Source organism: Micromonospora sp. NPDC049048 (assembly GCF_043197615.1).
Lineage (GTDB): Bacteria > Actinomycetota > Actinomycetes > Mycobacteriales > Micromonosporaceae > Micromonospora.
This window is the reverse complement of the sequence record NZ_JBICTM010000003.1, coordinates 407,896-420,878: the sequence shown is the minus strand read 5'-3', so window position 1 is coordinate 420,878 and position 12,983 is coordinate 407,896. Positions and strand designations below refer to the sequence as shown.

Sequence of the window (12,983 nt, the reverse complement as noted above, 5' to 3'; positions counted from 1 at the left end):
CCGTCACGTGTCCGCCTCGACGCCCCCTCAGCCGCATCCTCTCGCCGCCGCCGCGCGCGTGATCATGCTGGCGCTCGTCGCCGTCCTGACCCTCTTCGCCACGCACGATCCCGGTCAGCTCTGGTGGATCGCGCTGCTGGCGATCGCCGGCCTGCCCGCCCTGCTGGCGCCGGAGCACCGGCTGGTCGGCCCGCTCAGCCGGGTCGCCGAGGTGCTGGTGCTGGGGCTGGCCGCGAGTCAGGTCGCCGCCGTGGCCACCGTCGGCGGGGAGAGCGTCCTCGGGCTGGGCGCCTCGGCGGTGCTGCCCTACCTGGCGGTCCCGGTGACCGTCACCACGCTGCGCCGCCGGTTCCGCGAGTGCGGCGCCCTGCTGCTGGTCGCGGCGGCGACCCTGCTGGTGGCCGGCGCGCTCACCGAGGTCGACGGGGGCCGGCAGCTCGCCCAGGCCGGCTACCTGGTGGTCTGCCTCCAGTGGCTGATCCTCGCCGGGCTCGGCCTCGCCGCCGCCACCGGACTGCACCGGGTGATCCAGGTCCGCAACGAGGGCAAGCCCCAGCCGTACGCCGAGGCGACCCGCCTGCTCACCCAGCTGCGCACCGTGGCCCGCCAGCTGCCCGGGGCCACGCTGGACCCGGGCGGCATCTCCGAGCACCTGCTGGAGGAACTGCGCGCGGTGGCCCGGGCGGACCGGGCGGCCGTGCTGTCGGCCAGCGGCGGCGGCCGGCTGGTGGTGCTCGCCCAGGTGGGCGTGGACCGGGTCGACTGGGAGACGACGCTGGACGCGGACTCGGCCATCGCCGACGCGTGGGCCAGCCAGCAGCCGCACACCGCCGCCCGGTCACAGGCCCGCTCGCACCGCGGGGGCGACGTCTCCGCGCTGATCGTGCCGCTGGTGGCGGGGGTACGCACCGTCGGGCTGGTGGTGCTGGAGGCGGACGCGGCGCAGGCGTACCCGCCGGGCGTGGTGTCCCGGGTGACCGGGCTGACCCGCCCGGCCGCGCTGCGGCTGGAGGCGGCGCTGCTCTTCGACGAGGTCCGTTCGCTGGCCACCAACGAGGAACGGCAGCGGCTGGCCCGGGAGATCCACGACGGGGTGGCGCAGGAACTCGTGATGGTCGGCTACGGCATCGACAACGCCCTGGCGTACGTCGACGAGGACCCGCAGGAGACCGCCGAGGCGCTGCGCACGCTGCGCGGCGAGGTGACCCGGGTGATCACCGAGCTGCGGCTGAGCCTCTTCGAGCTGCGCAGCGAGGTGGACCGGCACGGCGGGCTGGCCGCCGCGATCGCCGAGTACGCCCGCACGGTCGGCGCCTCGGGCGGGCTGCGGGTGCACCTTTCCCTGGACGAGTCCACCGCCCGGCTGCCCGCCGCCACCGAGGCCGAGTTGCTGCGCATCGCCCAGGAGGCGGTCACCAACGCGCGCAAGCACGCGGGCGCGTCGAATCTCTGGGTCACCTGTGAGGTCGACCCGCCGTACGCGCAAATTGAAGTGTCGGATGACGGTCAGGGAATCGCTGACCAGCGCTCCGACGGGCACTACGGTCTTGCGATCATGGCCGAGAGGGCGGAACGTATCCGAGGCCGGTTGGAGATCAGGCCGCGGCAACCGAGCGGCACGACCGTTGCGGTGGTGCTCGGCTCGTCGCCCCGGCGCGATAACGTGCGCGGTAGCGCAGCCGTTGCAGAAGGGGAGTAACCCGAGGATGACCACAAGTCCGACACCGGCCACCCGTACCAAGGTCCTCCTTGTCGACGATCACGACTTGATCCGCAAGGGCCTGCGGCACGCGTTCGAGCGCGACCGGCAGTTCGAGGTCGTCGGAGAGGCCGCCACGGCCGCGGAGGGGGTACGCCAGGCCGGTGCGCTGCAGCCGGACGTGGTGATCATGGACCTGCGGCTGCCCGACGGCAGCGGCCTGGAGGCCACCCGGGCGCTGCGTAAGTCCAGCGCCTCGATGGGCATCGTCGTGCTCACCATGTACGCTGGCGACGACCAGCTCTTCGGTGCCCTCGAGGCCGGGGCCAGCGCCTTCGTGCCGAAGACCGCGCCGGCCGACGAGGTCGTCGCCGCCGCCCGGCACGCCGCCTCCTCCCCCAGCGCCTTCACCGCCGCCGACCTGGCCGAGGCGATGAAGCGCCGGCTGGCCCCGTCCGGGCCGCAGCTCTCCCCCCGCGAGGGCCAGGTGCTGCGGCTGCTCGCCGACGGGATGAGCGTGGCGGGCATCGCCAAGCAGCTCTTCGTCAGCGAGTCCACCGCCAAGACCCACATCTCGAAGCTCTACGAGAAGCTGGGGGCGGCCAACCGGGCCCAGGCGCTGATGACCGCGCTGCGGCTGGGCCTGCTCGAGGCTCCGGACGCGCCGAAGTTCTGACCCGCTCCCGCCGGGAGCCCGACGTACCACCGACGGGTCCGCGACCGCCGACAGGCGGCGCGGACCTGTCGTCGTCGCGGCGAACGACGGCGGCGAAGGGTTCGCGGCCGCCGCTCGACGGCGGCGAAGGGTTCGCAGCCCGCTATGGCCTCCCCGGCGGCCAGCCGGCAGAATACCGGCGCGGGCAACGGTGTTCCGCGCACCGAAAGAGGGGTGGACGCATGCAGCGGCCGGACTGGGCACCCGACGAGATCGACATCGAGCGCCCCAGCGTGGCCCGCATGTACGACTACTACCTCGGCGGCTCGCACAACTTCGCGGTCGACCGGGCGGCGGCCCAGGCGATGGTGGCGGCGGTGCCGGAGGCCCCGTTGATGGCGCAGGCGAACCGGGCCTTCCTCCGCCGCGCGGTGCAGTTCCTCCTCGACTCCGGTGTCCGGCAGTTCCTGGACGTCGGGTCGGGCATCCCGACCGTCGGCAACGTGCACGAAATCGCCCAGCGCGACGCCCCCGACGCCCGGGTGGTCTACGTCGACGTGGACCCGGTCGCGGTGGCCCACAGCCGGGAGATCCTGGAGGGCAACGACCGCGCCGTGGTGGTGCAGGAGGACCTGCGCCACCCCGAGCGGATCATCAGCCACCCGGACGTCCGCCGGCTGCTCGACTTCGACCAGCCGATCGCCGTGATGATCGTGGCGGTGCTGCACTTCGTGCCGGACGACGACCGGCCGGCCGAGCTGCTGCGGACGCTGCGCGAGGCCCTGGCCCCGGGCAGCTACCTGGTGCTCTCGCAGGCCACCGGCGACGGCCGTGGCGACGACGAGCGGGCCGACGCCGAGCGGGTCTACCGGCGGACCGACAACCCGCTGTGGATCCGCAGCCGCGGCGAGCTGACCGCCCTCTTCGACGGCTTCGAGCTGGTCGATCCCGGCGTGGTCTGGGTGCCGCAGTGGCGCCCGGAGTCCCCCGACAGCGCCGAGGACGCCGAGCGGGCGGCCTTCATCGGCGGCGTCGGGCGGCTCGGTGGGTGAGCCGCCCGGGGTGGCCACGGCCGCCCCGACGGGCACCACCCTCGGGCACCCGTCCTGCCCGGGCACCTTCGCCCGGGCGTGGGCCAAGGCCGTCTCCGGCACCAGTTACCTGCCGATGCCCCAGGCCGACCTCGAGGCGCTGCTGCAACGCCTCACCGAGCAGCTCGCGACGGCCCTGCTGGCCGAGCCGATCGACCTGCGGGTGGGGCACCGGGTGGGCACGGAGCTGGTGGCCGCCCACATCGCCTCGGCCGAGGCGCTCGGTCGGACGGTCGAGGTGATCCAGCTCCGGCTGGCCCGCGACCTCGGGCTGGTCGAGGAGGAGGTCGAGGACCGGCTGGCCCGACTGCTGGCCGCCGTGACCACCGGGTACGCGCGCGCGTTGCGGGACCGGACGCTGGACGAGCAGGAGACGATCCGCCGGGCCGCGATGACCGCGCGGGCGGAGGCGGAACGGGCGCTGCGCAGCAGCGAGGCGCGCTTCCGCCACCAGGCCACCCACGATCCGCTGACCGACCTGCCCAACCGCACGCTGTTGACGGAGCGCCTGCGCGCGGCCATCGACTCGCCCGCCCGCGACGGGGGACGCCTCGGCGTCTGCTTCCTCGACCTCGACCGCTTCAAGGTGGTCAACGACTCGCACGGGCACCAGGTCGGCGACGGGCTGCTGGTGGCCATGGCGCAGCGCCTCCGCCGGGCCCTCGACGGGCACCTGGTCGCCCGGCTCGGCGGCGACGAGTTCGTCATCCTGGTCGAGGACACCACCGGCACCGGAGACGCGGTCGCCGTGGCCGAGGCCGCCCTCGAGGCGGTACGCGAGCCGGTGCTGGTGGACGGACACGAGCTGTGCGTCTCGGCGAGCATCGGCATCGTCGAACGGGAGGTCGCCGGCGCCTCCCCCGGTGACCTGATGCGAGCGGCCGACAGCACGCTGCACTGGGCGAAGGCCGCCGGTGGCGCCCGCTGGGTGCTCTACGACGTCGACCGGGACCGCCAGAACCTGGCCCGGTACGCGCTCTCCGCGGCCATCCCGGCGGCGCTGGAGCGGGGCGAGTTCTACCTCGACTTCCAGCCGCTGACCTCGCTGCGCGACGGCCGGCTGCTGGGCATGGAGGCCCTGGTGCGCTGGCGGCACCCCGAGCTGGGCGTCCTGCGCCCCGACAGCTTCATCGGGCTGGCCGAGGAGACCGGGCTGATCGTCCCGCTCGGCGGATGGGTGCTGGCCGAGGCGTGCCGGCAGGCCGAGGGCTGGGCCACCGGTGACGGGCCGGCCCCGTTCGTCAGCGTCAACCTGGCCGTACGGCAGGTGCGCTGCGCCGGCCTCGTCCAGGAGGTGTGCGCGCTGCTGCGCCAGACCGGGCTGTCGCCCGAGCGGCTCCAGCTGGAGATCACCGAGAGCACCATGATGAGCACCGCCGAGGAGCCCGTCCGGGCGCTGCGGATGCTCGCCGACCTCGGCGTGCGGATCGCCATCGACGACTTCGGCACCGGCTACTGCAACCTGGCGTACCTGCGGGACCTTCCGGTGACCGAGCTGAAGGTGGCCGGTGAGTTCGTCGCCGGGCTGCGGGCGCCGGAGGCCCACGCCGACGAGCGGATCCTCGCCTCGCTCGTCTCCCTGGCGCACGCCCTGGACCTGACCGTCACCGCCGAGGGCGTGGAGACCGCCGGGCAGGCGGAGCGGCTACGGGCGATCGACTGCGACGCCGGCCAGGGGTGGCACTTCGGCCGCCCGGACTCCGCCGAGCGCGTCCTGGCCCGCCTGCGCTGACCGGGCGCCGCCGGCGCAGCCACGCCCGGGCGCACCCCGAGCGCGCCGCCCCTACTACCTCCGCCGTGCGCGCAGGATGGCCGCGCGGGTTCGAGGGCGACGCGCCCGCGGCCCGGCGCCGTCAGCCGGCGAGCAGGGCGGCCATCCGCTGCGCCTGCGCCTCCCAGCGCCACTCCCGCTCCACCCAGGCACGGCCGGCCGCGCCGAACTGGCGGGCCAGGTCCCGGTCGGCGAGCAGCGTGGCCACCCGGTCGGCGAGCTGGGCGACGTCGCGGCCACGGACCACGAAGCCCGTCTCGCCCTCCCGGACGGCGTCCGGGGCGCCCCCGGAGTCACCGGCGACCACCGGCAGGCCGGTCGCGGAGGCCTCCAGGTAGACGATCCCGAGCCCTTCGACGTCCAGGCCACGGTTGCGGGTGCGGCAGGGCATGGCGTAGACGTCGCCGGCGGCGTAGTGGGCGGGCAGCTCCGCCGACGGCACCGAGCCGGTGAAGACCACGTCCCGCTCGACGCCCGCCTGGCGGGCCAGCTTCTCCAACGTCGCCCGGTAGGGCCCGCCGCCGACCACCAGGAGCGCGGCGTCGGGCACCCGGCGACGGATCTCGGGCATCGTCCGGATCAGCATGTCCTGCCCCTTGCGCGGCACCAGCCGGGACACGCAGACCACCACCGGGCGGTCCGCCAGCCCCAGCCGGCGCCGGACCGGCTCGCCGTCGACCGACGGGTGGTAGGCGTCCACGTCCACCCCGGGGGCGAGCCGGTGCAGCTCGGTCACCCCGTGCAGCGCCCGTTCCAGCCGCACCCGGGTGTACTCCCCCAGGTAGGTCGTCACGTCGACGCCGCGCCCGATGCGCCGCAACGCGGCCCGGGCGGCCGGCAGCGCGGCCCAGCCGACCTCGTGCCCGTGGGTCTGCGCCACCGCCCGGCGGATGCCCGTGCGGCGGCGCAGGCCCGCGGCGAGCAGCCCGAGGGGGGCCGCCGCGCCGAACCACACCGTGTCGCAGTCGTACGCGCGCGCCAGCCGGGCGGCCCGGCGGGCGACCCGTGGGGTGGGCAGCAGCACCCGGGTACGGTCGCGGACCACCTCGAACGGCTGGTCGGCGTCGAACTTCTCCGCGTCCCGCCACGTCGAGGCGTAGACGACCACCGACCCGGCGGGCTGGCGCACCGCGAGGTTGTGCACGAAGGACTGGATCCCGCCGGGGCGGGGCGGGAAGTCGTTGGTGATCAGCAGCGTACGGCTCATCGGCCGGTCTCCCTGGCGTGGGCGCGGGCGGCGGCCATCCGCTCGACCGTGGACGGGTGGGTGGCGGAGTAGAGGTACTCCCAGCGGGGCGGATCAGGGTCGGCGAGGTTGATGCCGGCGAGCCGCCGCTGCATCGCCTCGAAGGCGGCCGGGTCGCCGGTCAACGCGAGCGCGTGCGCGTCGGCGCGCGCCTCCACCCGCCGCGACATGAGCGCCTGCGCCGGCGCGGAGACCAGCCCCGCCACCGTCACGAGCGCGAGCAGCAGGGGGAACGCGCGCGGCTGGGCGACCGAGTCGACGCCGGCCAGCCGCAGCAGCGGGCCGGCGGAGCCGAGCAGGTAGAGCGCGACCACCGCGGCGGCGGCGCCCAGCGCCCCGGTCAGCGTGCCGACCGCGACGTCCCGGTCCTTGGCGTGCCCCAGCTCGTGCGCCACCACGGCGGTCACCTCGGCCGGCGTCGCCTCGCGCAGCAGCGTGTCGTAGACCACCACCCGCCGCGTCGGCCCGAGCCCCGAGACGTACGCGTTGACCGCCCGGGTGCGCCGCGACGCGTCGGCGACCAGCACGTCGCGTACGGGGACGCCGTCGCGGGCCGCCATCTCCACGAGCTGGGTGCGCAGCGGGCCCTGCTCCATCGGGGTGAACCTGTTGAACACCGGCTCCACGAGCACCGGCAGCACGAAGGAGAGCAGCACCACCAGGGTCGCCGCGCCGGCCGCGCCGAACGCCCACCACCAGCGCGGCGCGAGCCGGATGACGGTGTAGAAGCCGAGCAGCGCCACCGCGCCGATGACCGCGCTGACCGCGTACGACTTGAGCAGGTCGGCCGTCCAGCCGCCCCAGCCGTTGGTGCTCAGCCCGTAGCGGGTGAGTACGGCCTGCCGCCAGGCGGCGAACGGGAGGGTAACCAGGTCGGCGACGAGCACCACGGCGAGCCCGCCGAGGACCGCCTGGGCGGCCCAGTGGCCGCCGAACGGGCGACCGGCCAGCTCGACGAGCCGGCTGCCCAGCGGGGTCAGGCCGAGCAGCAGGGCCACCAGCAGGCCGATCGCGATCGCGGCCCAGCCGGCGGGGCGCAACGCGGAACGGAACTCCCGGCCGCGGGCCACCTGCTCGGCGGGGAGGTCGCCCAGCGCGGCGAGCTGGTCGGCCCGGGGTGCCGGCGGCCGGTGCCACGGGATCAGCACCGCGGCGGCCACCACCAGGGCCGCGGTCAGGCCGAGCAGGGTCAGCACCGCCCAGCCGCGCGGACTCACCGGGGCCCTCCCGGCACCGCGGCGCGGCTCGCGCCGTCGCGTCGTACCCGCGTCATGCCGCTCCCTCCGCCGTGACCGCCCATCCTATTGCCCGCCGCGCTCCGGCCCGCCCAGGCCGGCGCACGCCGTCCCGACGCCACCTGTCGCCAGGATGACGTCACGACGAAGCCGAATGCAGTTGTCATGGCGTCATGATGGTGCCATAGTGGCGTCATGGACCTGACGTCGTATGTCGAGAACCTCCGGCAGGAGTTGGCCGGCGTCGCCGAACTCGGCGGCGAGGAGTCCCGGGCGCTGGCCGAGCGGCTGGCCGGGCCGCTCGAGTCGGCGCTCCGGCTGGCGCTGCTGGACGCGCTGGCCACGGCGGCGGCGGAGATCACCCGCGAGCTGGCACCCGGCTCGGTCGAGCTGCGCCTGCGCGGACGCGAGCCGAGCTTCGTCGTGACGCCACCGCCGGCCGGCCCCGGCTTCCCGGGCGAGCCGGACGGCACCGCGCCGGCCGTCCCGCCCCCGGCCGACGCCGAGGAGGGCGCCACCTCCCGGATCAGTTTCCGCCTCTCCGAGCACCTCAAGGGCCGCATCGAGGACGCCGCCGCCCGCGACGGCCTCTCGGTCAACGCCTGGCTGGTCCGGGCGGCCAGCGCCGCCGTCGCGACCACCGGCACGGCCAACCAACCGCAGCGGCGCGCCCCCCGGGGCGGGGAGCGCTACACCGGCTGGGCCCGCTGACCGGCCCCCGCCGCACCGCCGCCGACCCGTCCCCGCCCGGGGACGCCCACTCGTCAGAAAGGACCACGTCGTGCCCACCTTCGACACCCCCGCCGCGATCTCGGCCACCGTCGACCTGGTCGTCGGTGACGTCCGCGTCACCGCGACCGACCGCACCGACACCGTCGTCGAGATCCGCCCCAGCAACGCCGCCAGCGAAGCCGACGTACGCGCCGCGGAGCAGACCCGCGTCGAGTACGCCGACGGCCGGCTGACGGTCAGAGCACCGCGCCAGCGCGGCTTCGGCCTGTTCGGCAAGCCCGGCTCGGTCGACGTGACGGTCGACCTGCCGACGGGCTCGCACCTGCACGGCGACGCCTCCGTGGCGACGTTCCACAGCGACGGCCGCCTCGGCAGCTGCCGCCTGCGGACCGCCGCCGGCGACATCGAGCTGGACGGCGCCGCCGAGGTGGACCTCGACACCTCCGCCGGCGCCGTCCGGGTGGAGCACGTCGCCGGCAAGGCCCGGATCAGCACCGGCACCGGCCGGATCCAGGTGCAGGAGGTCCGGGGCGACGCGGTGGTCAAGAACAGCAACGGCGACAGCTGGTTGGGCACCGTCACCGGCGAGGCCCGCGTGAAGGCGGCCAACGGCGACATCGCCGTCGACCACGCGCACGCCTCCGTCACCGCCACCACCGCCAACGGCGACGTCCGCATCGGCGAGGTCTCGGCGGGCACGGTGACGGTCCAGACCCAGAGCGGCCGGCTCGAGGTCGGTGTGCGCTCCGGCACCGCAGCCCTGCTCGACCTGCACACCCAGTTCGGCCGGGTGGAGAACCACCTCGAGGCGTACGACCCGCCCGGCGAGCCCGAGGGCGCCGTGCGCGTGAGCGCCCGCACCTCCTTCGGCGACATCGTCATCCGCCGCGGCTGACCCGACGCCACCGCGCCCCGCACCGACAGCGACGCCGGCGGGGGTCGACCTCACGGCACACAAGGAGTAGACATGCCACCCACCGAGGCCCCACCGGCCATCACGACCACCGCCCTGCGCAAGTCCTTCGGCAACCACGTCGTACTCGACGGGATCGACCTCACCGTGGCCGAGGGCACCGTCTTCGCGCTGCTCGGCCCGAACGGCGCCGGCAAGACCACCACGGTGCGGATCCTGTCCACGCTGATCGGCGCCGACTCCGGCGAGGTGCGGGTCGCCGGGCACGATCCCGCCAGGGAGCCCGACGCCGTACGCGCCGCGATCGGCGTGACCGGCCAGTTCTCCGCTGTCGACGGCCTGCTCACCGGCGAGGAGAACATGCTCCTCATGGCCGACCTGCACCACCTGCCCAGGCGGGAGGGGCGCGACCGGGCGCGACAGCTGCTCGGCACGTTCGACCTGCTGGACGCCGCCGGCAAGCCGGCCGCCAGCTACTCCGGCGGCATGCGTCGGCGGCTGGACCTGGCGATGTGCCTCGTCGGGCGGCCCCGCGTGGTGTTCCTCGACGAGCCCACCACCGGGCTGGACCCGCGCAGCCGGCACGCCATGTGGCAGATCGTGCGGGACCTGGTGGCGGACGGCGTGACCATCTTCCTGACCACCCAGTACCTCGAGGAGGCGGACCAGCTCGCCGACCGGATCGCCGTCCTCGACCACGGTCGGCTGGTCGCGCACGGCACCGCGGCCCAACTCAAGCGGCTCGTTCCCGGCGGCCACGTCAGCCTGCACTTCGCCGACTCCGCCGCCTACGACCTGGCGCTGCGCACCGTGGCCGGGTCCACCCGCGAGCCCGACGAATTCACCCTGCACGTGCCGAGCGACGGCAGCGTCGCCTCGCTACGCGCCCTGCTCGACCAGCTCGACCAGCAGTCGATCACCGTCGAATCGCTGTCGGTGCACTCCCCCGACCTCGACGACGTCTTCCTGGCCCTCACCGGTCAGCCCAAGGAAGCGAGGACCTTCCCGCGATGAGCACGCTCTCCTACGCCGTACGCGACTCGAGCACCATGCTGCGGCGCAACCTGCGGCGCATGGTGCGCTACCCGTCCATGACGGTGCTGCTCGCCGGCATGCCCGTGCTGTTCCTGCTGCTGTTCGTCTACGTCTTCGGTGGCACGCTCGGCGCCGGCCTCAGCGGCGGTGCCGGGGGTCGCGGCGAGTACCTCGACTACGTCACCCCGGGGATCCTGCTGATGGCCGCCGGTCTGGCCGCCACCGGCACGGCGGTGTCGGTGACCATGGACATGACCGAGGGCGTGATCGACCGGTTCCGCACCATGGCGATCGCCCGGGTGTCGGTGCTCACCGGCCACGTGCTCGGAAGCATGATCCAGACCATGCTCAGCCTCGCGGTGGTCATGGGGATCGCGCTGCTCATCGGTTTCCGGCCCACGGCGGACCTGACGGGCTGGCTCGGGGCGGTGGGCGTGCTGGCGATGACCGCCTTCGCGCTCACCTGGCTCTCGGTCGCGCTGGGGCTGGTCACCCGGAGCGTGGAGACGGCGAGCAACCTGCCCACGCCGCTGACCTTCCTGCCCTTCGTCGGCAGCGGTTTCGTGCCGACGGACTCGATGCCGGCCGGGCTGCGGCAGTTCGCCGAGCACCAGCCCTTCACCCCGATCATCGAGACCCTGCGCGCCCTGCTCACCGGAGGCCCGGTCGGCACCAACGCGGCGGTCGCGACAGCCTGGTGCGCGGGTGTCGCGCTGGTCGGCTACCTGTGGGCGAAGAGGCTCTACAACCGCGACAGGTCCCGCTGACCCCGCCGTCGGGCGGGCCCGGTGACGCCGCGCGGTCGTCAGGCGGCCCGGTGACGCCGCGCGGGGCGCCGGGCCGGCCCGGGCTCGGGCAGCACCTCCACCTCGAAGCCCGCCCGGGCGAACACCTCGATCGCCCGGACCTCGGCGCCGTCGAGCCCGGCCACCGGCGACCCCGTGTCGAACAGGGCCGTCACCAGGCAGTCGGCACAGCCGTCGCCCCGGAAACCGCACCCGTCGCAGTCGATCAGCATTTCGCCTCCTGATGGGCTGCGGCAGCGGGCGGGACACCTGCGTCGCCGCCCGACCACCGTCGGTCACCACGACGCTAGGCGCGGGGTACGACAAAAAAGGACAACGGGCAGCGGACGGCTCGAAAGCGATCAAGCGCCCCGATCAGGACCGGGCGAGCCGGCGCAGCAGCGAGTCGGCGCCGAGCGGGTACGCGCCGTGCCGGCGTACACCGTCGGCGACCTCCCGGTCGGAGGAGACCACCACCACCGGGCGGCCCGACGGCTCGGCGCGGACCAGGCGGCGGATCAGCTCGTCGGCGGTCTCGCCCTTGCGGGAGAAGAGCACCCGCACCCCGCGCGGCGTGGGCGGCAGGCCGTGCATCCGTTCCGCGCCGTCGAAGACCACCGTGACCTCGTCGCCGGTCTGCGCCGCGATCCCGCCCAGGCCGGTGATGAGCCGCTTGCGCTGCTGCTCCAGGGACATCTCCCCGAAGCCGCGCTTGGTCACGTTGTAGCCGTCGACGACCAGGTGCGCCCGGGGCAGGGCGAGCAGTTGGTCGAGGCGGGCCGGGTCGTCGGTGTCCCGGGCCCGGGCGGCGGTGCCGGCCGCGGTGGTGCCGGACTGGTCGGCGAAGGCGTCGGCGACGAAGTCGGCGGGCAGCCTGTCGACCGGGTCGAGCGCCAGCTCGCGGCGCAGCCCCACGGCGGCCTGCCCGATGGTCTCCAGCAGCAGCCAGAGCCGGGCGTCGTCGACCGAGCGGGCCTCCTTGGCGCTGGCCCGCGCGACCCCCGCTGCCGCCTCCGCCTCGGCCAGCCGGGCCCGTACGCGGCGCAGCTCGGCGTCGGCGTCCGCCGCCGCCCGGGACGCCCGGCCCCGCTCGGTGGCGAGCAGCTCGGTGGCCTTGCGCTCGCGGGCCTGGGTCTCGCGCAGCGACCGGTTCAGCTGCCGGCTCTCCTCGCGCAACTGGCCGAGCTCCTCGCGGACCCGGGCCAGCTCGTCGCGGAGCTTGTCCGCCTCGACCCGGGCCACCGCCCGGTCGTGCTCGGCGCGGGTGGCGCGCTGCTCGGCCTCCCGGACCAGTTCGGCGACGACCGCGCTGTCGGCCTCGGCGCGGACCGCCGCGCCGCTGGCCTCGATCAGCTCCCGCCAACCCCGGGGCCGGGCCAGATAGGCCAGCGCGGCCACCTCGACCGGGTCGGCGGCGGCCGGCGCGGTGCCCTCCAGCACCGCGGCGCCGAGGTCGCCGGTGTCGGCGAGGACCCGGGCGGTGACCCGCTGCCGGAACAACGGATCCGCCGTGAGCTGGGCGGCGATCGCCGGAGCGCCGAGCCGGGCCCGGCGGTTGGGGGCGAACTTGGCGACCCGGCGCAGCGCCACCGGCACCTCGTCGGCGGGCAGCCCGGGCAGCACCGCCGCGGTGAGCGCCACGATGCGCTGCCGGACGGGCTCGGGCAGGACGGGCTCCGGCTCGGGCGGGACAGTCTCGTCGGGGGCGCCCGCACCGGGGTCACGCACAGCGTCGACCGGATCCTCCTGCCGGAGGTGGTCGTCGTGCGGCTCGGTGAGGGGCATGTGGCAAGTCTCCCACCGCGACCGGGCCCACCGCCC

Annotated in this window: 12 protein-coding genes; 8 read left to right on the top strand and 4 right to left on the bottom strand. The window is 75.2% G+C overall.

The window, feature by feature from the left end; translation table 11 throughout:
• Positions 1 to 7: 7 nt before the first annotated feature.
• The 4 genes from ACGFIG_RS12525 to ACGFIG_RS12510 all read left to right on the top strand — a co-directional run bounded on the left by ACGFIG_RS12525 (position 8) and on the right by ACGFIG_RS12510 (position 5,177).
• Positions 8 to 1,699, top strand: coding sequence for a GAF domain-containing sensor histidine kinase (locus ACGFIG_RS12525; protein ID WP_393002086.1), 1,692 nt, complete (start codon positions 8 to 10; stop codon positions 1,697 to 1,699).
• Between the two features lie 7 nt (positions 1,700 to 1,706).
• Positions 1,707 to 2,375: a response regulator transcription factor gene (locus ACGFIG_RS12520; protein ID WP_007072219.1), complete on the top strand. Its 669-nt coding sequence runs from the start codon at positions 1,707 to 1,709 to the stop codon at positions 2,373 to 2,375.
• A 221-nt stretch (positions 2,376 to 2,596) separates the two neighbouring features.
• On the top strand, positions 2,597 to 3,406 hold the full coding sequence (locus ACGFIG_RS12515; RefSeq protein WP_393002084.1) for an SAM-dependent methyltransferase: 810 nt from the start codon (positions 2,597 to 2,599) through the stop codon (positions 3,404 to 3,406).
• 115 nt (positions 3,407 to 3,521) lie between these two features.
• The gene (locus ACGFIG_RS12510; RefSeq protein ID WP_393002901.1) at positions 3,522 to 5,177 is read left to right on the top strand and encodes a putative bifunctional diguanylate cyclase/phosphodiesterase; all 1,656 of its coding nucleotides are present in this window, start codon (positions 3,522 to 3,524) and stop codon (positions 5,175 to 5,177) included.
• Positions 5,178 to 5,298: 121 nt separating this feature from the next.
• Here ACGFIG_RS12510 and ACGFIG_RS12505 read toward each other — a convergent pair whose 3' ends face one another.
• Together ACGFIG_RS12505 and ACGFIG_RS12500 are read right to left on the bottom strand one after the other, a co-directional pair.
• On the bottom strand, positions 5,299 to 6,423 hold the full coding sequence (locus ACGFIG_RS12505; protein ID WP_393002082.1) for a glycosyltransferase family 4 protein: 1,125 nt from the start codon (positions 6,421 to 6,423) through the stop codon (positions 5,299 to 5,301).
• Positions 6,420 to 7,679 (bottom strand): M48 family metallopeptidase, encoded by a 1,260-nt coding sequence (locus ACGFIG_RS12500; protein WP_393002080.1) that lies wholly within the window; start codon positions 7,677 to 7,679, stop codon positions 6,420 to 6,422. The genes ACGFIG_RS12505 and ACGFIG_RS12500 overlap by 4 nt, the downstream gene beginning before the upstream one ends.
• A 213-nt stretch (positions 7,680 to 7,892) precedes the next feature.
• Between ACGFIG_RS12500 and ACGFIG_RS12495 the strand changes: the two genes are divergently transcribed.
• From ACGFIG_RS12495 to ACGFIG_RS12480, 4 genes are all read left to right on the top strand, one after another.
• A complete protein-coding gene (locus ACGFIG_RS12495; RefSeq protein WP_393002078.1) occupies positions 7,893 to 8,408 on the top strand; it encodes a hypothetical protein in 516 nt (171 codons plus the stop codon).
• A 70-nt stretch (positions 8,409 to 8,478) separates the two neighbouring features.
• Positions 8,479 to 9,324: a DUF4097 domain-containing protein gene (locus tag ACGFIG_RS12490; RefSeq protein WP_393002077.1), complete on the top strand. Its 846-nt coding sequence runs from the start codon at positions 8,479 to 8,481 to the stop codon at positions 9,322 to 9,324.
• Positions 9,325 to 9,396: 72 nt separating this feature from the next.
• On the top strand, positions 9,397 to 10,356 hold the full coding sequence (locus ACGFIG_RS12485; protein WP_393002075.1) for an ATP-binding cassette domain-containing protein: 960 nt from the start codon (positions 9,397 to 9,399) through the stop codon (positions 10,354 to 10,356).
• Positions 10,353 to 11,144, top strand: coding sequence for an ABC transporter permease (locus ACGFIG_RS12480; protein ID WP_393002073.1), 792 nt, complete (start codon positions 10,353 to 10,355; stop codon positions 11,142 to 11,144). Before ACGFIG_RS12485 ends, ACGFIG_RS12480 begins: the two co-directional genes overlap by 4 nt.
• Before the next feature lie 38 nt (positions 11,145 to 11,182).
• Here the strand turns inward: ACGFIG_RS12480 and ACGFIG_RS12475 are convergent, their stop codons facing one another.
• Positions 11,183 to 11,395: a hypothetical protein gene (locus ACGFIG_RS12475; protein ID WP_393002071.1), complete on the bottom strand. Its 213-nt coding sequence runs from the start codon at positions 11,393 to 11,395 to the stop codon at positions 11,183 to 11,185.
• A gap of 142 nt (positions 11,396 to 11,537) precedes the next feature.
• Positions 11,538 to 12,947 carry an NYN domain-containing protein gene (locus tag ACGFIG_RS12470; RefSeq protein ID WP_393002069.1) on the bottom strand — a complete coding sequence of 470 codons (1,410 nt, stop codon included), beginning with the start codon at positions 12,945 to 12,947 and terminating at the stop codon, positions 11,538 to 11,540.
• Positions 12,948 to 12,983: the final 36 nt, after the last annotated feature.

Coding starts and splice junctions, on each gene's coding strand:
- ACGFIG_RS12520 (WP_007072219.1), top strand. CDS start 1,707: ATGACCACAAGTCCGACACCGGCCACCCGTACCAAGGTCCTCCTTGTC.
- ACGFIG_RS12515 (WP_393002084.1), top strand. CDS start 2,597: ATGCAGCGGCCGGACTGGGCACCCGACGAGATCGACATCGAGCGCCCC.
- ACGFIG_RS12510 (WP_393002901.1), top strand. CDS start 3,522: ATGCCCCAGGCCGACCTCGAGGCGCTGCTGCAACGCCTCACCGAGCAG.
- ACGFIG_RS12505 (WP_393002082.1), bottom strand. CDS start 6,423: ATGAGCCGTACGCTGCTGATCACCAACGACTTCCCGCCCCGCCCCGGC.
- ACGFIG_RS12495 (WP_393002078.1), top strand. CDS start 7,893: ATGGACCTGACGTCGTATGTCGAGAACCTCCGGCAGGAGTTGGCCGGC.
- ACGFIG_RS12485 (WP_393002075.1), top strand. CDS start 9,397: ATGCCACCCACCGAGGCCCCACCGGCCATCACGACCACCGCCCTGCGC.
- ACGFIG_RS12480 (WP_393002073.1), top strand. CDS start 10,353: ATGAGCACGCTCTCCTACGCCGTACGCGACTCGAGCACCATGCTGCGG.
- ACGFIG_RS12475 (WP_393002071.1), bottom strand. CDS start 11,395: ATGCTGATCGACTGCGACGGGTGCGGTTTCCGGGGCGACGGCTGTGCC.
- ACGFIG_RS12470 (WP_393002069.1), bottom strand. CDS start 12,947: ATGCCCCTCACCGAGCCGCACGACGACCACCTCCGGCAGGAGGATCCG.